This window comes from Halomonas halodenitrificans DSM 735 (assembly GCF_000620045.1).
GTDB classification, from domain to species: Bacteria; Pseudomonadota; Gammaproteobacteria; order Pseudomonadales; family Halomonadaceae; genus Halomonas; species Halomonas halodenitrificans.
Map to the genome: position 1 here is coordinate 103,331 of NZ_KK211058.1, position 23,464 is coordinate 126,794.

Annotated in this window: 23 protein-coding genes; 16 read left to right on the plus strand and 7 right to left on the minus strand. The window is 65.1% G+C overall.

Annotated elements, in window-relative coordinates:
• The first annotated feature begins 94 nt into the window (after positions 1 to 94).
• Positions 95 to 1,378 carry a TRAP transporter large permease gene (locus tag Q358_RS0114420; RefSeq protein ID WP_027962617.1) on the plus strand — a complete coding sequence of 428 codons (1,284 nt, stop codon included), beginning with the start codon at positions 95 to 97 and terminating at the stop codon, positions 1,376 to 1,378.
• 357 nt (positions 1,379 to 1,735) lie between these two features.
• On the opposite strand, the gene dctP is transcribed toward Q358_RS0114420, so the two are convergent.
• A complete protein-coding gene (gene dctP / locus Q358_RS0114425) occupies positions 1,736 to 2,761 on the minus strand; it encodes a TRAP transporter substrate-binding protein DctP (protein WP_342665562.1) in 1,026 nt (341 codons plus the stop codon).
• A gap of 229 nt (positions 2,762 to 2,990) precedes the next feature.
• On the opposite strand from dctP, the gene bamJ reads away from it, so the two are divergent.
• Positions 2,991 to 3,758, plus strand: coding sequence for a BamJ family beta-barrel-assembly machinery protein (bamJ, locus tag Q358_RS17705; RefSeq protein WP_051530422.1), 768 nt, complete (start codon positions 2,991 to 2,993; stop codon positions 3,756 to 3,758).
• 31 nt (positions 3,759 to 3,789) lie between these two features.
• Positions 3,790 to 4,812, plus strand: coding sequence for a poly(3-hydroxybutyrate) depolymerase (locus Q358_RS0114435; protein WP_051530424.1), 1,023 nt, complete (start codon positions 3,790 to 3,792; stop codon positions 4,810 to 4,812).
• A 76-nt stretch (positions 4,813 to 4,888) separates the two neighbouring features.
• Here the strand turns inward: Q358_RS0114435 and Q358_RS0114440 are convergent, their stop codons facing one another.
• Positions 4,889 to 5,482, minus strand: a complete 594-nt coding sequence (locus tag Q358_RS0114440) for an SCO family protein (RefSeq protein WP_027962620.1) — start codon at positions 5,480 to 5,482, stop codon at positions 4,889 to 4,891.
• Positions 5,479 to 5,985 (minus strand): hypothetical protein, encoded by a 507-nt coding sequence (locus Q358_RS0114445; protein WP_027962621.1) that lies wholly within the window; start codon positions 5,983 to 5,985, stop codon positions 5,479 to 5,481. The genes Q358_RS0114440 and Q358_RS0114445 overlap by 4 nt, the downstream gene beginning before the upstream one ends.
• Before the next feature lie 110 nt (positions 5,986 to 6,095).
• Here Q358_RS0114445 and Q358_RS0114450 point away from each other — a divergent pair, with 110 nt between their 5' ends.
• Positions 6,096 to 7,013 carry an AEC family transporter gene (locus Q358_RS0114450; RefSeq protein WP_027962622.1) on the plus strand — a complete coding sequence of 306 codons (918 nt, stop codon included), beginning with the start codon at positions 6,096 to 6,098 and terminating at the stop codon, positions 7,011 to 7,013.
• Positions 7,014 to 7,199: 186 nt separating this feature from the next.
• Here the strand turns inward: Q358_RS0114450 and hemN are convergent, their stop codons facing one another.
• Positions 7,200 to 8,585 (minus strand): oxygen-independent coproporphyrinogen III oxidase, encoded by a 1,386-nt coding sequence (gene hemN / locus Q358_RS0114455; protein WP_027962623.1) that lies wholly within the window; start codon positions 8,583 to 8,585, stop codon positions 7,200 to 7,202.
• 113 nt (positions 8,586 to 8,698) lie between these two features.
• Positions 8,699 to 9,841 (minus strand): NnrS family protein, encoded by a 1,143-nt coding sequence (locus tag Q358_RS0114460; RefSeq protein ID WP_051530426.1) that lies wholly within the window; start codon positions 9,839 to 9,841, stop codon positions 8,699 to 8,701.
• An 87-nt stretch (positions 9,842 to 9,928) separates the two neighbouring features.
• On the opposite strand from Q358_RS0114460, the gene Q358_RS0114465 reads away from it, so the two are divergent.
• From Q358_RS0114465 to Q358_RS0114520, 12 genes are all read left to right on the plus strand, one after another.
• Entirely contained in the window at positions 9,929 to 10,342 is a 414-nt protein-coding gene (locus Q358_RS0114465) for a YbaN family protein (RefSeq protein ID WP_027962625.1), read from the plus strand.
• Between the two features lie 33 nt (positions 10,343 to 10,375).
• Positions 10,376 to 10,825, plus strand: a complete 450-nt coding sequence (locus tag Q358_RS0114470) for an RrF2 family transcriptional regulator (protein WP_027962626.1) — start codon at positions 10,376 to 10,378, stop codon at positions 10,823 to 10,825.
• 289 nt (positions 10,826 to 11,114) lie between these two features.
• On the plus strand, positions 11,115 to 11,429 hold the full coding sequence (locus tag Q358_RS0114475) for a c-type cytochrome (protein ID WP_027962627.1): 315 nt from the start codon (positions 11,115 to 11,117) through the stop codon (positions 11,427 to 11,429).
• Between the two features lie 85 nt (positions 11,430 to 11,514).
• Complete coding sequence (gene nosR, locus Q358_RS17710) at positions 11,515 to 13,644, plus strand: transcriptional regulator NosR (protein WP_043488523.1); 2,130 nt, start codon at positions 11,515 to 11,517, stop codon at positions 13,642 to 13,644.
• Between the two features lie 2 nt (positions 13,645 to 13,646).
• Positions 13,647 to 15,542 (plus strand): TAT-dependent nitrous-oxide reductase, encoded by a 1,896-nt coding sequence (gene nosZ / locus Q358_RS0114485; RefSeq protein ID WP_027962628.1) that lies wholly within the window; start codon positions 13,647 to 13,649, stop codon positions 15,540 to 15,542.
• Positions 15,543 to 15,597: 55 nt separating this feature from the next.
• Positions 15,598 to 16,956 carry a nitrous oxide reductase family maturation protein NosD gene (locus tag Q358_RS17715; RefSeq protein WP_051530428.1) on the plus strand — a complete coding sequence of 453 codons (1,359 nt, stop codon included), beginning with the start codon at positions 15,598 to 15,600 and terminating at the stop codon, positions 16,954 to 16,956.
• Positions 16,953 to 17,897 carry an ABC transporter ATP-binding protein gene (locus Q358_RS0114495; RefSeq protein ID WP_027962629.1) on the plus strand — a complete coding sequence of 315 codons (945 nt, stop codon included), beginning with the start codon at positions 16,953 to 16,955 and terminating at the stop codon, positions 17,895 to 17,897. The genes Q358_RS17715 and Q358_RS0114495 overlap by 4 nt, the downstream gene beginning before the upstream one ends.
• Entirely contained in the window at positions 17,894 to 18,718 is an 825-nt protein-coding gene (locus Q358_RS0114500; RefSeq protein ID WP_027962630.1) for an ABC transporter permease, read from the plus strand. Before Q358_RS0114495 ends, Q358_RS0114500 begins: the two co-directional genes overlap by 4 nt.
• Before the next feature lie 46 nt (positions 18,719 to 18,764).
• A complete protein-coding gene (locus Q358_RS17720; protein ID WP_043488525.1) occupies positions 18,765 to 19,304 on the plus strand; it encodes a nitrous oxide reductase accessory protein NosL in 540 nt (179 codons plus the stop codon).
• 88 nt (positions 19,305 to 19,392) lie between these two features.
• Positions 19,393 to 19,938 (plus strand): invasion associated locus B family protein, encoded by a 546-nt coding sequence (locus tag Q358_RS0114510; protein ID WP_027962631.1) that lies wholly within the window; start codon positions 19,393 to 19,395, stop codon positions 19,936 to 19,938.
• A 74-nt stretch (positions 19,939 to 20,012) separates the two neighbouring features.
• Entirely contained in the window at positions 20,013 to 20,591 is a 579-nt protein-coding gene (locus Q358_RS0114515; protein WP_027962632.1) for a peptidylprolyl isomerase, read from the plus strand.
• Between the two features lie 14 nt (positions 20,592 to 20,605).
• On the plus strand, positions 20,606 to 20,971 hold the full coding sequence (locus tag Q358_RS0114520) for a DUF6164 family protein (protein WP_027962633.1): 366 nt from the start codon (positions 20,606 to 20,608) through the stop codon (positions 20,969 to 20,971).
• Between the two features lie 79 nt (positions 20,972 to 21,050).
• On the opposite strand, the gene ahpF is transcribed toward Q358_RS0114520, so the two are convergent.
• Both ahpF and ahpC read right to left on the minus strand, forming a co-directional pair.
• A complete protein-coding gene (gene ahpF, locus Q358_RS0114525) occupies positions 21,051 to 22,604 on the minus strand; it encodes an alkyl hydroperoxide reductase subunit F (protein WP_027962634.1) in 1,554 nt (517 codons plus the stop codon).
• Positions 22,605 to 22,767: 163 nt separating this feature from the next.
• A complete protein-coding gene (gene ahpC, locus Q358_RS0114530; RefSeq protein WP_027962635.1) occupies positions 22,768 to 23,331 on the minus strand; it encodes an alkyl hydroperoxide reductase subunit C in 564 nt (187 codons plus the stop codon).
• Between the last annotated feature and the right edge of the window lie 133 nt (positions 23,332 to 23,464).

The following is a 23,464-nucleotide window of genomic DNA, read 5'->3' on the forward strand; positions in this document are numbered from 1 at the left end:
AGCACGGTCGGGCCGCATATCTCCGATGCCGCCTTCCGGGGGAGACGCGCGTCATGATTAACGACATAGCAAAAACAACGCTGAGGATAACCGCATGCTGGCTTGGCTAGGTATTATAATGCTCGTGCTGCTGCTTCTCGGATTCCCGATGATGGTTCCGCTGGCGGCGGGTACGCTGTACATGATGTTCACCGACATGACCTTCTTCGGTCCCGATCAGGCCGTCAGCTGGATGATCAACGGCGTGGGCAGCTGGGTGCTTGCCGCGGTGCCGATGTTCATCTTCGCCGCGGACATCCTGACCAAGGGGCACACCGCTAACCGGCTGCTGGACGTGGTCGACACCTTCACCCGCCATATCCGCGGCGGGCTGCCCATCACGACGGCCGCCTCCTGCGCCCTCTTCGGCGCCGTTTCCGGCTCCACTCAGGCGACGGTGGTAGCCATGGGCGGCCCCATGCGCCCTCGCCTCCTGGCCAAGGGCTACACCGATCACTTCACCCTTGCGCTGATTATCAACGCCAGCGATATCGCCCTGCTGATTCCTCCCAGCATCGGCTTCATCATCTACGGCGTGGTGATGAAGACCTCGATCGGCGATCTTTTCCTCGCCGGCATCCTGCCCGGCTTTTTGATCCTGATGATGTTCGCGGCCTATTGCTATATCGATGCGCGGCTCAAGGGCATCGAGCCGGAGGAACGCGCGCCCTGGAAGGAACGCATCAAGGCCATTCGCAAGGTCATCCTGCCGCTCGGCTTTCCGGTACTGGTGGTCGGCGGCATCTACGGCGGCTTCTTCAGCGCGGTCGAAGCCTCCGCGGTGGCAGTCGCCTATGCGCTGATCCTGGAGGTCGTGATCTACCGTCAGGTTTCCATTCGCGATCTCGGCGGCCTGGCACTTTCGACCGGCATGATTACCGCCGTCGTCTTCATCCTGGTGGCCATCGGCGCCGCGTTCTCGCAGACCCTGGGGACGGCCGGCGTTCCCGAGCAGCTTCTCAGCCCGCTCATCGAAGGCATTGGCGATAGCCAGATACTGGCGCTGATGCTGATCGCCGCGGCCTTCTTCATCGGCTGTATGTTCGTCGATCCCATCGTCGTCATCCTGATACTGGTGCCGATCTTCAAGCCGCTGGTCATGGCCACAGGGCTGGATCCGATTCACGTCGGCGTGATCGTGACCTTACAGGCGGCCATCGGCTCGGCGACCCCGCCCTTCGGCTGCGACATCTTCACCGCCATTGCCGTCTTCCGCCGGCCCTACATGGACGTTGTGCGCGGTACGCCGCCGTTCATCGCAATCATGGTGCTGGCTACCTTCATTCTGATCCTGTTTCCACAGATCTCGCTGCTGCTGCCTTCACTGGGCAGCAACTAGGCGACAATCCCGGGCGACCCGGAATGGAAAACGGGGGAGGCTGATGCAGCCTCCCCCTCTCTTTGGGTTCTTCGTAAACTGGCGTGAAGCGGTAGTCGACCGGGCACACCGGACGACTGGCGCCGCTAGGCGCCTCGGTGACGTTGCCTGATCTTGAGCGGCTACCGCGGGAGGCGAGTGGCTTCCGGTCGCGATGCGCAGACGCTTGCTGCGGCGGACCGATTCCACCTATCCTGCGGCGTCACGCTGATCGGCGCTGAACCACAAAAAAACCGGGCGGTTTCACGGAACCCTGTCCGTTCAACCACCCGGTATCACCGTGTCGAAGTGCCTGGGCCCTTCGACCAGGGTGCGACCTTATTCGGCGTCGTCGGAGTTGAACTCCTCGACCAGAATATCGAGTGCCTTCTTGCCGCGCTCGCCGACGTCCTCGGCGAAGGTGTCGCGAACGGGGTCGGCCATTTCGCGGAACTTCTTGCGCTGCTCGTCGTTCAGCTCGATGATATTGATGTCGCTGTTTTCCTTGATGGTATCCAGACGAGTCGAGTTGAACTCGCTCTGAATGTCGTGACCCGTCTCAACGAGCTCGGCAGTCACCTCGTCGAGCATCGCCTGGTGCTCGTCGTCCAGGCCTTCATACCAGTCGCTGTTGCCCATCAGCGTGGCCACGAATTGCGCCTGCTTGGCAAAGATCATGTAGTCCTGAACTTCGTAGAAACCCATCTCTTCATGGGCGAATACCGGCTGGATATTGCCTTCCGCCTGACCCTGCTGCAGGGCGCTGTAGAGCTCGCCGTAGGCAATAGAGATGGGAGCGGCTCCGTAAGCCTTGTACGCTTCGCGCAGCAGGCTGTTGTCCATGACGCGAATCTGCAGGCCGTCCATGTCGGCCGGCTCTTCGATCGCCTTGTTGGTCGTCCACACCTGGTAGCCTTCGGCCAGTTCGGCGAGTGGAACGAGACCGCGCTCGCGGAAGGCTTCCTGCCAGGGATCGCTCTTGAGAAATTCCGGCGAGTTAAGCACTTCCACCGTTTTCATCTGATCCGCGGGCATGACGAAGTTCAGGCTGAGAAGCTGACTTTCGGGAACCGTGCCGCCCAGTGCACCCGAGCCAAAGCCCAGCGGGATCGAGCCGCCCTGGATCGCATCGTAGAGAGCCGAATAGGTAGAACCCCAGGAGCCGTAGGGAAGCAGCTCGACGGTGACCTCGCCGTCGGTCTTCTCCTCGACCAGCTTCTTGAACTCCACCGCATAGCCGTGCTGAACGCTGCCCTCGATTTCCTCGAGGCCGAAACGCCACGTCTCGGCGCTGGCCGATGTCGCCGCGCTCATCATGCCAACGGCGGCAACCCCGAGGGCGATCTTGCTCAGTTTCATGTTCATTATGCGTCGTTCCTCTCTTGTTGATGTAACTTTAGAGAAGAGCAAAGTCATCCCCATGTCAAGCCGGGGGCGCCCCCGGTCGGCGTGCCATAATGCCCGGCCCGCCGTCCTGTCACGGGTCTCTGCACCGGGGTGCGGAACCCTGCCGACCCTGTTATGGTCTGAGGTTTTCACGCTTTATTTCCATTCATGTCAGGCGCCGTTGGCGCCGGAATCACAAGTGAGTTTCATGAAACGACTGCTGACGACCGCCTCCCTCGCCGCCCTGATGGGCGCCGCGCCCCTGGCGATCGGTGCCCCGGAAAGTGACGAAGAGAAACTGGGCTACAGCCTGGGGGTGACCCTGGGACAGAGCATCCAGCAGGATGTCGAGAGCCTCGATGTCGACGCCTTCACCCAGGCGATTCAGGATGTCTTCGCCGGCGATGACCTCGAGCTAAGCGACGAGGAGATGGCCGAGACGCTGATGACCTTCCAGCAGCAGGCCGCGGCGGCACGCCAGGAAGAAGCCGCGGCCGCCGCCGAAGCCAACCGCGCCGAAGGCGAGGCCTATCTGGCCGAGAACGCCGAGCGCGACGGCGTCGAGACGACCGACTCCGGCCTGCAGTATCGTGAACTGGCGTCCGGCGAGGGTGCCAGCCCCGGCGCCCAGGACAGCGTCGAGGTGCACTACGAGGGCACCCTGATCGACGGCACCGTCTTCGACAGCTCCTATGCGCGTGGCGAGCCGGTCAGCTTCCGCGTCGACCAGGTGATCGAAGGCTGGCAGGAAGCCCTGCAGCTGATGAGCGTGGGAGACACCTGGGAGATCACCATTCCCCATGAGCTCGCTTATGGCGCCCAGGGCCAGGGGCCCATCGGACCCTATGAGACCCTGACGTTCAAGGTCGAGCTGCTGGGCATCAACGACGCCCAGACGTCATCCGGCGACAGCGCCGACGCGAGCGTTGACGAGGGCGACGAGGATGCCGCCGACGCTAGCGACGCGAGTGAGTAAGCCTCGGTCGGGCACGCGGGCAGCCCTCGCCATGCTTGCCGCGCTGCCCGCGGCCTCGCTGCTCGCCGATACGCCGCCCCCCCAGCCACTCCCGGCGCTGGCCGCCAGCCCCGCAGAGACCAGCGTGCTCGGCGTCTCCTCGGGGGGCTATATGGCGACTCAGCTGGCCGTGGCCTGGCCTGAACGCTTCACCGGGCTTGGCGTCCTGGCCGCCGGCCCCTGGTCCTGTGCCCAGGGCTCACTGGGGCTGGCGCTGGGTCAGTGCATGTCCACCCGGCGCGGCATGCCCGATATGCAGGCGCTGACACAGCGCCTTGCAGGCTATCGTGAGCGCGACCTGGTCGGCGAGGCCGAGGCGCTGGAGGCACTCAGGGTCTATGTCTGGCATGGCGGCGCCGACGAGGTCGTCGAACCACGGCTGGGAGAGGCGCTGGCCGAGCAGTTCCGCGGCTGGCTGAAGGACCCCTCGCAGCTCCAGCTGCGCCAGGATGCCGAGGTGGGCCATGGCTGGCCCGTCGACACCACGGTGGCTCATGCCGATGGCGACGAGCTGGCCGACTGCCATGACGCCGGCCCCCCCCATCTGCTGGCCTGCGGGCTGGATATCGCCGGTGATGCCCTGCACTGGCTGCACGGTGACCAAACCGCCCCCACGGGCGGTGCGCCTCCCGGCGAGCTGCAACGCTTCGACCAGGGCGACTACGACGCCAAGGGGCTTGCCGATACCGGCTATCTGTTCGTCCCGGAAGGATGCGAGGCGGGTGGCTGTCGGGTCAGCATGGCCCTGCATGGCTGCAGCATGGCCGCCGAACAGATCGGCGAGGCCTTCGTTCGCCACTCCGGGCTCAATGCCTGGGCGGCGGAGAACCGCCGTATCGTGGTCTACCCCCAGGCCGAGACTCGCCTGGGCAACCCCCAGGCGTGCTGGGACTGGTGGGGCTATGCGGAGAGCACCTGGCAGATCGACCCCATGCACGATAGCCGTCAGGGCACCCAGACGCGTGCCTTGATGGCCATGCTGGAGCGGCTTCAGGACACGCCCCGGACACGCTGATCGGCGGCGCTGCACGAGGGCCTATCCAGGACGCCTCGTGCCGCGCAGGCTTCCGTGCGAGAGACTGGAAAAGAGCCTAGAGCGCCTCGCGCAGCGCGACGAGCAGGCCCTGATGCGAGGGAGAGTAGAGCACCCGCCGCCGAATCTCGCCCTCGTTATCCACCAGGTAGAGTGACGAGCTGTGGTCGATGGAGTAATCCATGGCCGAGTCCGGCGCCTCGACCCGGCGCCACACGACGCCATAGCGTTCCGCCAGTTCCTCGAGCCGCGCCGGGCTGCCGGTAGCGCCGATGAAGCGCTCACCGAAGAAGGCCAGATACTCGTCCAGCCGCTCGAGGCTGTCGCGTTCGGGATCCACGGAGACCATCAGCGGCACGACCCGCTCGCGCTGGGCGGGCTCGAGCTCCGCCAGCGCCTGACGCACCACCGCCAGGCTCATGGGGCAGACATCGGGGCAATGGGTGTAGCCGAAGAAGACCACCGCCAGCTGATCATCGTCCAGGCGCTCGAGGCTGAAGTCCCCTCCCCGGGTCGAGGGCAGCTCTATCGGCCCGCCAACGGGCGCGCCGTCGGCTCCGGTGCCCAACTGCTGCTGGTACCAGCCGACGCCACCCAGCGCCAGCAGCAGCCCGATCAGGGCGATGCCGGCCCAGACTCCCTTGCGCTTCATGGCGCGTCCTCCTCTACCTCGAAATCGAACCCGCTGCCCAGCTTACCATCGGCCGTCTCGACAATGACACGCGCCCGCCAGGGCATCACCGCCTCGGTGCAGATCGGTATCTGCCCCACGCCGCGATAACGCCCGTCGTCGTCGGCACTCAGGGGGTAGCGATGCAGCCCCATGTCCATGTCATGGCCGACAAAATCCACCACCACGCGCTCGGCATTCACGCCCTCCAGGGATACCTCGAGCGGCATATGTTGCAGGGCTCGAATCCGGCCCCGCACCCCGAGGTCGAGTGTCAGCCGACGCCCATCACCCAACTCGGCCTGGCAGGGCCCGGCACTCAGCTCGCACTCGGGCACTTCGGGATACCAGCGTACCTGCCCCACGTCACGCAGTTGATGGCTGACCAAAAAGAACAGGGCCACGATCACCGTGCCCAGGGTAAACAGCACCAGCAGGCGCAACAGCGGCGGACGTGGAGTCGATGTCATGGTGGAATCTGCCATGGGGGGGTCGTGGTCATCACGCTGGAGAACGAATATCGGCAAGCTTACCAGCATTCGTTTGTGGCAGACTGCGGAACGATGTCGCAGGCAACAAGACCAAGGAGGCCGACATGGCGGAGATTGCGGGTGCACTGGGGCCTTTGTTCCTGTTGATCCTGCTGGGCAGCGTACTGGGCTGGCTGCGTCAGCCAGGAGCCGACTTCTGGCCACAACTGGAGCGGCTGATCTATTTCCTGCTGTTCCCCGCCATGCTGGTCGCGACCCTGGCCACCGCCGATGTCAGCCAGGTGCCGGTCACCCGGGTGGCAATCGCCCTGCTGGGCGCCATGGTGACCTTCGCCGCACTGCTGTGGAGAATGCGCGGCTGGCTGGGCATGGAGGCCGCGGCCTTCACCTCCGCCTTCCAGGGCGCACTGCGCTTCAATACCTATGTGGGCGTGGCCGGCGCCGCCGCCCTGCATGGAGCGCCGGGGGCGACCGTGGCCGCGGTGGCCGTGGCGCTGATGGTGCCGGTGGTCAACGTCCTCTGCGTCGGCAGCTTTATCGCCGCGGGCACCCTGGGCCGCGGCAGCCTGGGCAAGAGCCTGGCGGCCCTGAGTCGCAACCCGCTGATCCTGGCCTGCCTGGTCGGCATCGGGCTCAATATCGGCGGCATCGGCCTGCCGGGCTGGAGCGAAGCCACGGTGGAGCTGCTGGGGCGCGCGGCCCTGCCCCTGGGCCTGGTCGCGGTAGGGGTAGCGCTGCGTCCCGCCGCCCTGGTTCGCCGCGACCGTGGCATCTGGGCCAGCCATCTGGTCAAGCTGGGGTTGATGCCGGCCACGGCCTTGATCCTGGCCCTGCTGTTAGGGCTCGACCCAGTGAGCCGCGATGTGGTGCTGCTGTTCGCGGCGCTACCCACCGCGACCTCGGCCTATATCCTGGCCCGCCAGCTGGGCGGAGACGCCGAGATGATGGCCGCCCTGATTACCGGCCAGACCCTGCTGGCCATGGCGACCCTGCCACTGTGGCTGCGCCTGGCGGGAGCCTGAGAGACGCTTTAATAAAAAACGTTCGCATTTGTGTTGACGAAACAAACGAGAACGATTACTCTTTCCTTGTCGGCGTTGATGAGGCGCCGTCACCGGGCAGGACCCGCCAGTCTCCTGCCCTGGTTTCTCCCTCCTCATTGCTAGTCACGGTCTTGCGCCACCCTCCTCGGAGGGTGGCTTTTTTGCTTATACCGTGCGCGAATAGCGCCCCTTGCTGTGGGCCAGGTAGGCATCGAAGGCCATGGCGGCGTTACGCATCATCAACCGACCCGCCGGGAGCAGCTCGATCTCGGCCTCGTGGATCGCCAGCAGGCCGTCATCGGCCATCTCCTGAAGCTCGCTCAGGGCATCGGCGAAATAGTCACGGAAGACGATGCCGTGTTCGTCCTCGATGGCGGCGAAGTCGATGCGGTTATGGCACATCAAGGCGTTGATCACGTCGCGACGCAGGCGATCATCGTCGCTGAGCCGGTAGCCGCGGAATACCCCCAGGCGCCCTTCCTGCAGGCGATGCTGATACTGGGCCGTCTCCTTGACGTTCTGGCTGTAGGTGTCGCCGACCTTGCCGATGGACGTGATGCCCAGGCCGATCATGTCGCAGTCGGCATGGGTCGAGTAACCCTGGAAGTTGCGCTGCAGGGTGCCGTTCTCCCGGGCCAGGGTCAGCTCATCCTCGGGGAGGGCGAAGTGGTCCATGCCGATATAGACGTACCCGGCCTCGGTCAGCCGACGGATGGTCAGCTCCAGCAGCTCCAGCTTGCGCTCCGGCGGCGGCATGTCCTCGGGACGAATCAGACGCTGGGCCTTGAACAGCTCCGGCAGGTGGGCATAGCTGTAGGTGGCGATGCGATCCGGGCGCAGGGCGATGATCTTGTCCAGGGTGGTATCGAAGCTGGCCACCGTCTGCAGCGGCAGGCCATAGATCAGATCGACGCTGATCGACTCGAAGCCCGCCTCGCGGGCGGCGTGCATGAGGGAGATGACATCCTCCTCGCTCTGCACACGGTTGACGGCCTTCTGGACGTCGAGGTCGAAGTCCTGCACCCCGAAGCTCAGGCGGTTGAAGCCCAGCGCACGCAGTTCATGGATCTGTTCGGGAGTGACGGTGCGCGGGTCCACCTCCAGCGAGAACTCGCGCTCCTCTGGCGGTGCGAAGTGGAAGGCATCATCCAGGCTCGCCATCAGTTCGCCCAGCTGGGCATTGCTCAGGTAGGTCGGCGTCCCCCCGCCCAGGTGCAGCTGGGTCATGCGCCGTGTCTCGTCGAACAGCGCTCCCTGCACACGGATCTCCTGCTGAAGCCAGGCCAGGTATTCCGCCGCACGCTCGGTATTATGAGTAATGATCTTGTTGCAGGCGCAGTAGTAGCAGAGGCTCTTGCAGAAGGGAATATGCACATAGACCGACAGCGGCTTGGGCACGGCGGCCCCGTTGCTGCGCTGGGCGGCCGCACGATAATCATCCTCGGCGAAGGCCGCATGGAACTGAGGCGCCGTGGGATAGGAGGTGTAACGTGGCCCGGGGCGGTCATATTTCTCGACCAGGGGACGGTTGAAGAGCTGGTGGTCTTGCATGATCAAACGGCCTCGTTGAATGCCTTGGCATCGTCCTGGCGATGCCCGATGGTGCGCAGTATGCCAGCCCGTAGCCGGCGCGTCGGTACCCTTGTGGAGGTAGTTGACCCCGATCAAATCCTGGGCCGATTCGACCCACGCCGGGACCACACGACCAACCGCCAGGCGGCGAGCAGCCATGCCACACTCCAGACAAGGGCAGAGGCCCACAGCAGCGATAGCCAGGCCCCGCCCGCGGGAAAGGCCATCAGGCGCAGCACGGCGGCCAGGGTGAACAGCAACGCCAACAGCGGCAATACCGGTTCCCTCTCGGGCCGGCCCTTGGCCCTGAGAATGGCCTGGCGCAACATGATCCCGCTTGCCAGGGTACCCAGGGCCCCCACGGTAAAGGCATGCAGCACACCGTTCAGGGGCAGGCCCAGCCAAAGCGTCCGTGCCGCAAGCAAGAGCCCGGCCCCCAGCCAGGCATAGCCCATCAGCAGTCCGAGCAGGTCGGGACGCCGCCGGCATGCCCAGGGGCCCCAGCGCCATAGCCGCCACAGCACCAGCAGCCCCGCCGCCGCCGTCAGGGGGGCTGCCAGGCCGGCGGTGGCCGGCCAGGGTGCCAACAACGGGGCCGCCACCAGCAGTATGATCAGTGCCGCCTCCAGGCGCGGCTGAACACCGGCGCCGGTCTGGCGTCGACTCGCCATCAGATGGCCATTGATCGCCGGCGCCAGCACGCGACCGCCCATAAGAGCCATCAACAGCACCAGCCACAGCACGGCGTGATGCATCAGCGCGGAGGGCAACGCGTCCTGCTGAACAAGCCGGCCCACCAGGCTTGCCACGGCAAGCAGGCAGAGCAGTCCCAGCAGCGGCGATAACACTCGGTTGCGCCATTTCTTCGCGGCCAGGAAGCGCGGCACCAGCCGCCAGGCCAGCAGTAGTGCAAACAGACCATCGGCCAGCAGCACCGGCAGTGCCTCGGGCCAGACCAGGCCGCCGCCTCTGGCGGCGAGCCAGAGCACCACCATCCCCAGCAGCCGACGATGCGGCATCGGCCCCAGCAGGTAGCCGGCGATCACCGCCAGCGCGAAGCCAAACAGCAATTCGCGACCATGTGCCGCAGGGGAGTCGAGCAACCCCAGAGGGGCCCCATGATAAAATGCCAGCAGTGAGAGTGGCACCATCACGGCCGCATGCAGCGCCGCCAAGGGGAAGAACAGCCGCCAGGCCAGCGTCTTGGGGTGCGAGACGTCGGTTTTTGTTGACATGACGCAACCCCCGCATTGCGCGTAGTGCTAAGATGTATGTAGATTACCGTTTCACAGTCTACGCCCCCGGGCCGGGGAGGTCATCACATGGCAGGAGCTGTCTCACGTATTGCCTGGTGTAGCCTTACCTACGGCTGCATCGGACTCGGTACTGCCGGAATGGTGCTGCCACTGCTGCCGACCACTCCTTTCCTGTTGCTGGCCGCCTGGTCGGCACCCAAGGGGTCGCCGCGGCTGTCCCGCTGGCTGCACACCCACCGGCGCTTCGGTCCCATTCTGCTGGCATGGCGCGAGCGGCGCGCCATACCACGACGCGCCAAGGCACTGGCGGTCATGCTGCTGACCGTCAGCTGGGCGATGCTGTGGGCCGGCGGCGTACCGACCCCGGGGTTGATGGCGTCGGGGCTGCTGTTTGTTGCGGTAGCCGGCTTCGTGCTGACCCGCCCTAATGACACGACGCCGCTTCCCGACAAGGTGCTCCACTCCAGGGCCCAAAACTGATTCGAAACACAACACGAGGCGATGCTTTCTCTCATGCACCTGACCCGCTTCACCGATTACTCGCTGCGCGTGCTGCTCTACCTGGCGGTCAAGGGCGAGCGTCGCTCCACCATCACCGAGATCGCCGAACGCTTCCAGATATCACGCAACCATCTGATGAAGGTGGTTCAGGATCTCAGTCACCACGGCTATATCACCTCCATCCGCGGCAAGCATGGCGGCCTGCTGCTGAGGCGCGAGCCGAATACCATCGTGCTGGGCGAGCTGATACGCCGAACCGAGCGTGACCTGACGCTGGTAGAGTGTTTCGGCGACGGCAACGAATGCGTGATCACCTCCGCCTGTCGCCTCAAGCATGTCCTCGCCGAGGCCCTCGAGGCCTTTATGGCGGTGCTCGACGACTACACTCTGGAAGATCTCCTGGGCCCTCAACGCCAGCCATTGATCAGCCTGCTGAACCTGGACGATACGCCCGCCGCCTGACGACCTATCCCGCCTTCTGCATGGCCCAAGTCTGAAGCGGCTGCACCCGGGCCCATCCCGGACGATCATCGCACCGGCACCCCATCGCCCGGCACTTCTTCACAATGCTCTCTCTCATACTTTATTAGGCATTTCTTTTGCTTTTTCTTTTCGTGGGTCTAGCATGTATATGACACACGTCAATCCGGGGCAGCGCGCCGGCTGGCATGATGGCAATAGTTGCCCGGTGAGGCCGATTGTCGCTACCGGGCCTTATCAAACAAATGAAGATGCATTCTGGAGATTGCTTATGAAACTGATTCTCGCGACCGCCCTGCTGGGTGGCGCCCTGCTGGCCATGGACGCCCAGGCCGCCGGTGACGCCGCCGCCGGTGAAGACAAGATCGGCACCTGCGTCGCCTGCCACGGCACCGATGGCCAGGGCCTGGCTCCCATCTACCCGAACCTGACCGGCCAGTCGGCCACCTACCTCGAGAGCAGCATCAAGGCGTACCGTGACGGCCAGCGCAAGGGCGGCAACGCCGCGCTGATGACGCCCATGGCCCAGGGCCTCTCCGATGAGGATATCGCCGATATCGCCGCGTACTATTCAAGTCAGGAGTAAAGGCCAGGGGCCGGCACCGAGCCGGCCCCTCTCCTGATGGGCGGCGGCAATCGCCGCCGAGGCTTTCGCCCACAAGGACCCTCCCATGCCCGAATCTTCTCCTCGGCCAGCCGGCTTTATCGGCTTGCTGCTGGCCTTGTTATGCCTGCTGATCAGCCTGCCGCTCCAGGCCCTGGAGCTCGGCCAGGTGCGCGAGGGTTTCCCCGCCGCCGACCGACTGGAGCCCGCCGAATCCCAATGGCCGGTCAGCCGGGTGATGGCCGGCGAGGAGTTGCTCGGCTACGCCTTCGAGAGCGTCGACATGGCGCCGATCCCCGCCTACTCCGGCAAGCCCGTCAACATGCTGGTGGGCTTCGATCTCGAGGGCAACATCGTCCAGGCCGACGTCATCAGTCACGAAGAACCTATCATGCTGGTAGGCATCCCCGAGTCGAAGCTCGAGGGCTTCGCCGATGACCACGTCGGCGCCCACGTCAACGATCGCATGAAGGTAGGCGACAATCTGGATGCCATCTCCGGTGCCACCGTCACCGTGATCGTGGTCAGCGATACCGTGATGCGCGCCGCACGCCAGGTGGCAGCCGAGCAGGGACTGATCGCCGACCCTTCGGCCGCACCACCGGCCACGGTGCGTCAGGAGGTATTCTCACCCGCCGACTGGGCCACGCTGACCGGCGACGGCACCATTCGCCGACTGCACCTGACTCATGGCGAGGTGGATGAGTCCTTCGTCGGCACCCCAGCCGAGGACTACATGCACACGCCCCGGCCGGCGGATCGTCCCTTTATCGAGCTCTTCTACACCTACCTGAACCCGCCTACCGCCGGGCGCAACCTGCTTGGCGATAACGGCTACGATCAATTGATGGAGCGGCTTGATCCAGGCGAGCATGCCATCGCGGTGATGGGCCGCGGCGACTACTCCTTCAAGGGGTCAGGCTATGTGCGCGGCGGCATCTTCGATCGCCTCGAACTCTCCCAGAACGGCAACGCCATCAGTTTTCACGACCGCGATCACCTTCGCCTGGGAAACCTGGGCATCGACGGCGCCCCCGCCTTCGACGAGCGCGATATCTTCATCATTCGCGACGCGGCCGCCTTCGACCCCGGCCAGCCCTGGCAGCTGGAGCTGCTGGTGCGCCGCGCCTCGGGCCCCCTGGACACTGAATTCAGCCGCTTCAGCGCCGATTACAGCGTCCCCGAGGCCTATATCGAGCGTCCCGAACCGCCCGAGGAGGTGCCGATCTGGGTCGAGGTGTGGCACGACAAGGCCTTCCAGATCGCCGTGCTCATCGCCGGCCTGCTCGTGCTGACAGGCATCATGCTGTTCCAGGACGTACTGGTGAAGCACCCGCGCATCCTGCGGCCGCTGCGCCTGGGCTTTCTGGTCTACACCCTGGTATTTATCGGCTGGTACTCCCTGGCCCAGCTCTCGGTGGTCAATATCCTGACCTTTACCAACGCCCTGATCACCGACTTCAGCTGGGGCTCCTTCCTGATCGATCCGATGATGTTCATCCTCTGGTCCTTCGTGGCGGTAAGCCTGCTGCTGTGGGGCCGCGGTGTATTCTGCGGCTGGCTATGTCCCTTCGGTGCCCTCCAGGACCTGGTCAACAAGGCCGCCCGCTGGCTCGGCGTGAAGCAGTTCGAGCCGCCCTTCGGCCTCCACGAGCGTCTCTGGGCGCTGAAGTACATCATCCTGCTGGGGCTGTTCGCCGTTTCCCTGCACTCGCTGGGCACCGCCGAGCGCTACGCCGAGGTGGAGCCCTTCAAGACCGCCATCACCCTGCGCTTCCAGCGCGAGTGGGGGTTCTTGCTCTACGCCCTGGTGCTGGTGGCGATCTCCGCCGTCAACCACAAGTTCTACTGCCGCTACGTCTGCCCCCTGGGCGCCGGCCTGGCGATTCCCGCCCGCCTGCGTCTGTTCGACTGGCTGAAGCGGCACCGCGGCGACTGCGGCACCCCATGCCAGATCTGCGCCAACGAATGCGAAGTCGCCTCCATCCACCCGGATGGACGCATCAACGCCAACGAGTGCCACTACTGCCTCGACTGTCAGATCACCTATCACGACGACAAGCGCTGCCCGCCGATGATCAAGCGACGCAAACGCTTCGAAAAGGCGTCGCGACTGTCCTCGGGCAAGCGAGGCGTCGAGACCCACGACCCCGCCAGCGCTCGGCTGCAGCGGATTCCGACCTACCAGGAGGATTGACCATGAGTGACAAGAAGAAAGAGATCGAGAATCTCGGACGCCGCCACTTCCTGCGCAACAGCGCGGTAACCGGCGTTGCCGGGGCGGGCCTGGCCGGCGGCTTCGGCGCCGGCACCCTGCTCGGCGGCAGTGGCAAGGCCCAGGCCGCCAGCGAAAGCAGCATCGAGGTCGCCCCGGGTGAGCTCGATGAGTACTACGGTTTCTGGAGCGGCGGTCAGTCCGGCGAGGTTCGCGTGGTGGGCATCCCCTCCATGCGCGAACTGATGCGCATCCCGGTGTTCAACCAGGAAGGCGCCACCGGCTGGGGCATCACCAACGAGTCCCGGCGCGTGCTGGGCGAGTCGGTCAAGTTCATCAACGGCGACTCCCACCACCCGCATATCTCCATGACCGATGGCAGCTACGACGGCAAATACCTGTTCATCAACGACAAGGCCAATACCCGGGTGGCCCGCATCCGCCTCGACATCATGAAGACGGACAGGATCACCACCATTCCCAACGTCCAGGCGATTCATGGCCTGCGCCTGCAGAAGGCGCCGCACACCAAGTACGTCTTCGCCAATGCCGAATTCCCCATCCCCCACCACAGCGATGGCAAGGTCAACGACGGCCGCGGCCTGGAAGACACGGAGAACTACTACACCATGTTCAACGGCATCGACGCCGAGAGCATGGAGGTGGCGTGGCAGGTGATCGTCGACGGCAACCTCGACAACACCGATGCCGACTATACCGGTCGCTTCGTGGCCTCGACCTGCTACAACTCCGAGAAGGGCATGACCCTGGCCGACACCATGCGCGCCGAGCGCGACTGGGTCGTGGTGTTCGACGTCGAGGCGATCGAGGCCGCCGCAAAAGCCGGTGACTTCGAGACCCTGGGCGACAGCGAGGTGCCGGTCCTCGACGGCCGCAAGGGCTCCAAGCTGACCCGCTACATTCCGGTTCCCAAGAACCCCCACGGCCTCAACACCTCGCCGGACGGCAAGTACTTCATCGCCAACGGCAAGCTCTCGCCGACCTGCTCGATCATCGCCATCGACAAGCTTCCCGAGCTGTTCGACGACGCCATCGAACCGCGCGACGCCGTGGTCGGCGAGCCGGAACTCGGCCTGGGGCCGCTGCACACCACCTACGACGGCCGCGGCAACGCCTACACCACACTGTTTATCGACAGCCAGATCGCCAAGTGGAACATCGAGGACGCCATTCGCGCCTACAACGGCGAAGAGGTGAACTATCTGCGCCAGAAGCTGGACGTTCACTACCAGCCGGGGCACAACCACGCCAGCCTCACCGAGACCAAGGACGCCGACGGCAAGTGGCTGGTGGTGCTCTCCAAGTTCTCCAAGGACCGCTTCCTGCCGGTGGGCCCGCTGCGTCCCGAGAACGACCAGCTGATCGATATCTCCGGCGAGGAGATGAAGCTGGTCCACGATGGCCCCGCCTTCGCCGAGCCCCACGACTGCATCCTGGTACGCGCCGACCAGATCAATCCCAAGAAGGTCTGGGACCGTGACGACCCCTTCTTCGCCGAGACCGTGGCCATGGCCAAGGAGGACGGCGTCACCCTCGAGACCGACAACAAGATCGTGCGCGACGGCAACCAGGTGCGCGTCTACATGACCTCGGTGGCACCGCAGTTCGGCATCACCGAGTTCAAGGTCAAGCAGGGCGACGAGGTCACCGTGGTGGTCACCAACCTCGACCAGGTCGAGGACGTCACCCACGGCTTCACCATGACCAACCACGGCGCCGTCATGGAGATCAGCCCCCAGCAGACCGCCAGTGTCACCTTCACCGCCGACCGGCCCGGGGTGCACTGGTACTACTGCCAGTGGTTCTGTCACGCCATGCATATGGAGATGACCGGCCGCATGCTGGTCGAGAAGGCCTGATAGCACCCTGAGGGGCCGGGCAGACGCCCGGCCCCGCTTGTTCACGGAGAAACGCATGACCCGACGACAACCTCGCGTCGTCCCCCGATTCCTTCTCGTCGCCTGGCTGCTCCTGTGTTTACTGGGTGGGCTGCCGGGCGGACTGCTGGCCGCCGAACTGACGGCCAGCCCGGGCGAGCCGCTGCAGCCGTTGATCGAACGCGCCGCCAGCGGCGACCGCCTGATATTGCCCCGGGGCCACTATCCGGGCCCGCTGCTAATCGACCGCACGCTGACCCTATCGGGAGAGCCCGGTGCCGTGATCGACGGCGGCGGAAACGGCCATGCCGTGGTACTCGACGCCCCGGACAGCGTGCTGGAGGGCGTGACCATCGAGAACTGGGGCGCCAACCTCACCGACATGGATGCCGGCATCTTCGTCGAAGAGAGCGCCACCGGCAGCGTGATCCGTGATTCACGCCTCGCCGGCCCGGGCTTCGGTATCTGGCTCGATGCCGTCAGCGACGTCCGGGTGCTCGACAACGTGATTCGCGGCGACACCGCACTACGCTCCCAGGACCGCGGCAATGGCGTGCACCTGTTCAACTCCCGCAATGTCACCGTGGAGGGCAACGATATCCGCCACACCCGCGACGGGATCTATATCGACACCAGCAGCCAGTGCCTGCTGCGCGGCAATCACATGCAGGCGCTGCGCTACGGCGTGCACTACATGTATGCCTACGACAACCGCGTGGAGGAGAACACCACCCGCGGTACCCGTACCGGCTACGCCCTGATGCAGTCCAAGCGCCTCAGGGTCATCGGCAATCGCTCGGAGGGTGATCGCAACTACGGCATACTGCTGAACAACATCACCGACTCCCTGCTGCGCGACAACCACATCACCCGGGTGCATCAGCGTCGCGATGCCCAGGGCAAGGGGCTGGTCAGCGGCGCCGAGGGCAAGGCGCTGTTCGTCTACAACGCCCAGTACAACCGCTTCGAAGCCAACCGCCTGGCCGACAGCGATATCGGCATCCATCTCACCGCCGGCTCCGAGGACAACGAGCTGGTCGGCAACGCCTTCGTCGACAACCGTCAGCAGGTGATGTACGTGGCCACCCGCTCCCAGGAATGGTCCGAGGCGGGGCACGGCAACTACTGGAGCGATTACCTGGGATGGGATCTGGACGGCGATGGCGTGGGCGATACCTCCTACGAGCCCAACGATGCCATGGACCGCCTGCTGTGGCGCTATCCGGTGGCGCGGCTGCTGATGCACAGCCCCGCCGTCCTGGCGCTGCGCTGGGTGCAGCGCCAGTTCCCGGTATTCCGCCCCCAGGGGGTCAAGGACAGCCATCCGCTGATGGACGAACCCGACATGAATGATACCGGCTCGAATCAATACAACATCGGAGATGCCGACGCATGACAGCGGTGATCGACTTCCAGGGCGTGACCCGCCGCGACGGTGGACTCGTACGCCTCGATGCCCTCGACCTCCAGGTAAACGAAGGCGAGATACTGGCCCTGCTGGGCCACAATGGCGCCGGCAAGACCACCACCATGCACCTGATCCTCGGCCTGCTCTCGCCCAGCGAGGGAAGTGTGGCGGTGTTCGGAGGTGCCCCCGACGGGGCCGATGCCGAGACCCTGCGCCGCCGCCTGGGCTACCTGCCCGAGAACGTCAGCTTCTACGAACAGCTGAGCGGCCAGGAGGTACTCGAGTACTTCGCCCGCCTCAAGCGGGTCGACCTTGGACAGGTGGGCGACTTGCTGGACCGGGTCGGCCTGGGCCATGCCGCCCATCGCCGGGTGAAGACCTATTCCAAGGGCATGCGCCAGCGCCTCGGCCTTGCCCAGGCCCTGCTCGGCGACCCACGCCTGCTGCTGCTCGACGAACCCACCACCGGCCTCGACCCGGCCGCCACCCGTGATTTCTATGACACGGTGCGTGGCCTGCGCGATCGTGGCTGTACGGTGCTGCTCTCCTCCCATGTGCTGCCCGGAGTGGAGCCCTATATCGACCGTGCGCTGATTCTTGGCGGCGGCCGCCGCCTGGCGCTGGGCAGCCTGGAGGCGCTGCGCGGGGAGGCGGCCCTGCCGATCACCGTACGCGCCCGCAGTCATAACGCCGGGAGTGCCCTCGCCGAGCGCCTGGCCGGCTGGGATGATCCGCGCATCGAGATGTCTTCCCTCAACGGCCATGAGGTGGCACTGACGGTACCCCCGGACGCCAAGCTCGCCGTCCTGCGTCGAATCACCGATACCGCCGGGGTCGAGGATATCGAGCTGCTGCCGCCGACCCTGGAGCACCTCTACACCCACTTCTCCGCCGAACTCTCGCCCGAGCAACGAGGAGATGCCGAATGAACGCCATCCTGACCATCGCCGGCAAGGAGTTCCGTGACGGCCTGCGCAATCGCTGGGTGCTGGCCATCGCCCTGGTACTGGCCTTCCTCGCCGTGGGGATCGCCTGGTTCGGTGCCGCCGCCAGCGGCGGGCTGGGCTTCACATCCCTGGCCACGACCCTGGTCAGCCTGGCCACCCTGGCGGTCTTTTTGATCCCGCTGATCGCCCTGTTGCTGGCCTACGACGCCGTGGTCGGCGAGCAGGAGGCCGGCACCCTGCTGCTGCTGCTCACCTACCCCATCAGCCGCACCCAGCTGCTGCTCGGCAAGTTCCTCGGCCACGGCCTGATCCTGGGTGCCGCCACGGCGCTGGGTTTCTCCTTCGCCGGGGCGGTGATCGCGATGGGTGCCAAGGGCGTGGCGCTCGGCGAACTGGCCGCCGGCATGGGTCTGCTGATCGGCAGCAGCATACTGCTCGGCTGGGTGTTTATCGCCTTCGCCTATCTGATCAGCGTCTGGGTCAGCGAGAAGGCCCGCGCCGCCGGCCTGGCGCTGGTGGTGTGGTTCCTGTTCGTGCTGGTCTTCGACCTGGGCCTGCTGGCGCTGCTGGTCAGCGTCGAGCGGGGCGGCGACTGGCTGCCCTGGCTGCTGCTGCTCAACCCCACCGAGTGTTTCCGACTGATCAACCTGGCCGGCTTCGAGGCCGCCCGCAGCTATAGCGGCCTGACCGCCATCGCCGAGGGCGGCGCCTTCCGGCCCGCCATGGTCACCGCCATCCTGGTGGCCTGGATCGCGGTGCCTCTGGGGCTGGCACTGCTACGCTTCCGGCGGCGCGCCGCCTAGATCGTCCCATGCTTTCTTCACCACCTTGCCGACAAGAGACACCGCCATGAAGCGACTCGTCCTGCCACTCCTGCTGCTCTCCATCCTGCTGCTCTCCGCCTGCGGCGAATCCGAGCCCGAAACGCTGGCCACCGCCCAGCCCATCGAGGCCGGTGACAGCTGCCACGTCTGCGGCATGCTGATCTCCGAGCAACCGGGCCCCAAGGGCGAGGCCTTCATGGACAAGCAGGAGCAGCCGCTGAAGTTCTGCTCCACCATGGACCTGTTCGCCTTCCTCAAGCAGCCCGAGAACGAGACCCGGGTCTCCCACGCCTATGTGCATGACGTGGCGGCGGCCCCCTGGGCCACCCCGGATGACGAGGCCTTCGTACTGGCCAGCGAGGCGTGGTACCTGGTGGGCCATGACCAACGCGGCGCCATGGGCCACACCCTCGCCTCGTTCGCCGACCGAGCCGACGCCGAGACATTCCGCGAGGAGCACGGCGGCGAGCTGGTCGGCTTCGACGAAATCGACCTCGAGCTGCTGGGCCGCCTGGGTCGCGGCGAGCTCGGAGACGGCATGGGCGACATGCAACACGCACACTAAGTAGAGCGAGCCACGGTCCTCGCGAGCTGCGCGGTGGGGGCCGGCATGCTAGCCTCGGTGCACCGTCACCCGAGGAGAGAACCCCAGGATGCCGTCACGCCGTCTTCGTCTCGCTGCCGCCCTGACAGGCCTGGTCCTGGCCGGGCCGGCCGCCGCCGTGCAGTTCAACGTCGCCGAGGTCGAACGCCACGGCGCCTGGCAGTCGATGACCCTGAGCCTCGGCGAAGAGCGTCTCTACCGCGCCCTGGAAGGCGATAACTACGCCGACGCCCACTTCAGCGTCAATGTCGGCCCCGGCGCCTGCGACGCCCCCTGGCTGGAGCTACGCGCCGACCTCGGCGAATACCAGCCCCAAAGCCGCCGGGTAAACCGTGTGGCCGCCGATATCCGGGTCGATGAAAAGACCATTCACTCGGGGCAGGCCGACTTTCGCACCGAACGCGGCGACGATGGCTTCTATGTGCAGTTCGACCTGCCGGAGCAGCCGCTGCTGCTCGACGAGATGCGCCGGGGCGAGATTCTTCGCCTGCGCCTGATGCGCGGCCCCGACGATCCCTGGTTCATGGTCTTCTCCCTCGACGGCGCCGGCGAGGCCATGGATCGCATGATGCAAGCCTGTCGCCCCCGAGAATAAGCGCCCGCTGACAGCGGTGCCAAGGCGCCGTATGCTGGGTGCCATCATCATTGGACATATCCCGAGGACCGCCCATGCGACGCCTAGCCCTAGCCCTCCTGACGGCCACCCTGCCCGGCCTGGCCCTGGCCCAAACCGCCGACAAGCCCGATGTGGTGCTGCATACCAGCGAGGGTGACATCGGCATCGAGCTCTACGAGGAGCAGGCGCCACAAAGCGTCGAGAACTTCCTCGCCTACGCCGAATCAGGCCACTACGACGGCACCCTCTTTCACCGGGTGATCGACGGCTTCATGATTCAGGGCGGCGGCTTCGACGCCGACTTCGAACAGAAACCGACCCGCGAGCCGATCGAGAACGAGGCCGACAATGGCCTCAAGAACCGTCGCGGCACCCTGGCCATGGCCCGCACCGGGGCTCCCCACTCGGCCACCTCCCAGTTCTTTATCAACGTCGCCGATAACGCCTCCCTGGATCATGTCAGCACACAATCGGGACGCACCTGGGGCTATGCGGTGTTCGGCCGGGTCATCGACGGCATGGAGGTGGTGGACGCCATCAAGCGCGTGCCCACCGGCAACCAGGGGCCGCATCAGAACGTGCCCAGGACGCCGGTCGTCATCGAGGGCGCCGACGTGGTCGGCGAGCGCTAAAGGAGGGGGCCGGCGTGGCGACACTGCTGTTCCGACTGGGTAACGTGCCCGAGGAGGAGGCCGACGAGGTACGTCACCTGCTCGAGCAACACGGCTTCGACACCTTCGAGAGCCGTGCCGGCTTCTGGGGGCTGGGCGTAGCGGCCATCTGGCTGCGCGACAAGGTCGACTACGAGGCCGCCAGGGAGATACTGGACACCTATCAACAGGAGCTCTCCGAGCGGATTCGCGAGGAGCGCGACGAACTGGCCGAGCGCGGTGAAGTACCAACCCTGTGGGGCCGCCTGCGCCAACATCCCGCGCGCATGTTGCTGGTTTCCCTGGCGTTGGCAGTGATTCTGACCCTTACCCTGCTGCCCTTCCTGGGCCTGATCGACTGATACCTGGCCCCCCATACGACGACGCCCCGCCGGCCATATGGCCGACGGGGCGTGAAGCGCAAGCCAGGGGCTCCCTGAATCAGCTGCGGATCAGGTGATCGAAGGCGCCCAGGGCGGCCTTGGAACCCTCGCCCATGGCGATGACGATCTGCTTGTAGGGCACGGTGGTCACGTCGCCGGCGGCGAAGATGCCCGGCACCGAGGTCATGCCGCGGGCGTCGACGACAATCTCGCCACGCTCGGAGAGCTCGATGGGCGAGTCCTGGAGCCATTCCGTATTGGGCACCAGGCCGATCTGCACGAATACCCCTTCCAGATCGATCTTGCGGATCTCGCCGCTGGCGCGTTCTTCGAAGGTGAGGCCGTTGACGCGCTTGCCATCACCGTTCACCTCGGTGGTACGGGCCCCCAGGATGATCTCCACGTTGGGCATGCTGCGCAGCTTCTTCTGCAGCACATCATCGGCGCGCATCTCGTCCATGAATTCGATCAGGGTGACATGGCCGACGATACCGGCCAGGTCGATGGCCGCCTCGACGCCGGAGTTGCCGCCGCCGATCACCGCCACATGCTTGCCCTTGAACAGCGGACCATCGCAGTGGGGGCAATAGGCCACTCCCTTGTTGCGATACTCGGCCTCGCCGGGCACCCCCATCTCGCGCCAGCGGGCACCGGTGGCCAATACCAGGGTCCTGCTCTTGAGGCTCGCACCGGACTCGAACCGTACCTCGTGCTCCTCACCCGGCTGGCCGGGCGCCAGCTCGACGGCACGCTGCAGGTTCATGATGTCGACCTCATACTCCTTGACATGCTCCTCCAGCGCCGCGGCCAGCTTGGGGCCTTCGGTATGGGGAACGGAGATAAGGTTCTCGATGGACATGGTATCCAGCACCTGACCACCGAAGCGCTCGGCGGCGACGCCGGTACGAATGCCCTTGCGGGCGGCATAGACGGCCGCCGCGGCACCGGCGGGACCACCCCCGATCATCAGGGTATCGAAGGCCGGCTTGTCGCTGAGCTTGGCGGCTTCACGCTCGGCGGCACCGGTGTCCACCTTGGCCAGGATCTGCTCCATGCTCATGCGACCCTGGTCGAAGGGCTCGCCATTGAGGTAGATGCTGGGTACCGACATCACCTGGCGTTCTTCCACCTCGTCCTGGAACAGTGCCCCGTCGATGGCCACGTGCCGGATCCCCGGATTGAGGATCGCCATCAGGTTCAACGCCTGGACCACGTCCGGGCAGTTCTGGCAGGAGAGCGAGAAGTAGGTCTCGAAGGTCAGCTCGCCTTCCAGGCCCTGAATCTGCTCGATCACATCACTGCTGGCCTTGGGCGGGTGCCCCCCCACCTGCAACAGCGCCAGCACCAGGGAGGTGAACTCGTGCCCCATGGGAATGCCCGCGAAGACCACGCCGGTTTCCTCACCGGGGCGATTGATCGCGAAGGAGGGGCGGCGTGCATCCTGGCCATCCAGCTTGAGGGTGATCTTGTCGGTCAGACCGACGATATCGTTCAACAGGCCATTCAGCTCTTGCGACTTGGCGCCGTCATCGAGGGACGCAACGATCTCGAAGGGCTGAGTGACCTTGGCCAGATAGGCCTTGAGCTGAGTTTTCAGATTGTCGTCCAACATGACAGCGTTTTCCTTCATGTTCGGGATTTGAGGTCACGAGCTCGGCGTGCCGCTGCCGGCTGGCAGCGCCATGGGGCTCGTGATGCGTAACGGGACCCCGGGCGGGGAGTGCCCGGGGTGGAGTGACAGGACCCGAGAAAGGGGCCTCGCCACGGGGAGGGGCTTAGATCTTGCCGACCAGGTCCAGTGACGGCGCCAGGGTCTCTTCGCCTTCTTCCCACTTGGCCGGGCAGACCTCGTTGGGGTTGGCACGCACGTACTGAGCGGCCTTGACCTTGCGCAGCAGCTCTTCGGCGTTACGGCCGATGTTGCCGGCGTTCAGCTCGATGATCTGGATCTTGCCGTCGGGATCGACCACGAAGGTGCCACGCTCGGCGATGCCGTCTTCCTCGATCAGCACCTCGAAGTTGCGCGAGATGGTGTGAGTCGGGTCGGCCAGCATCGGATAGGTCAGCTTGCCGATGGTCTCGGAGCTGTCGTGCCACGCCTTGTGGGTGAAGTGGGTGTCGGTGGAGACACTGTAGATCTCGACGCCCAACTTCTTGAATTCTTCGTAGTTGTCCTGCAGGTCACCCAGCTCGGTGGGGCAGACGAAGGTAAAGTCGGCCGGATAGAAGAAGAAGATGCTCCACTGACCCTTCATCTGCTCTTCGTTCAGATCGACGAACTCGCCGTTGTGATAGGCGGTGGACTTGAACGGCTTGATTTCGGTGTTAAGCAGGGACATTCGGTAATGCTCCTTTTTGATGTTGCCTTGGGATGGCTGGAATACACAGGCATGTTAGCCCGTATTGCTCGATAGTATAAATTGAATGGGGGCATCAGCTTGATAACTCAACCCTATGGCGATGGTGGGGCGC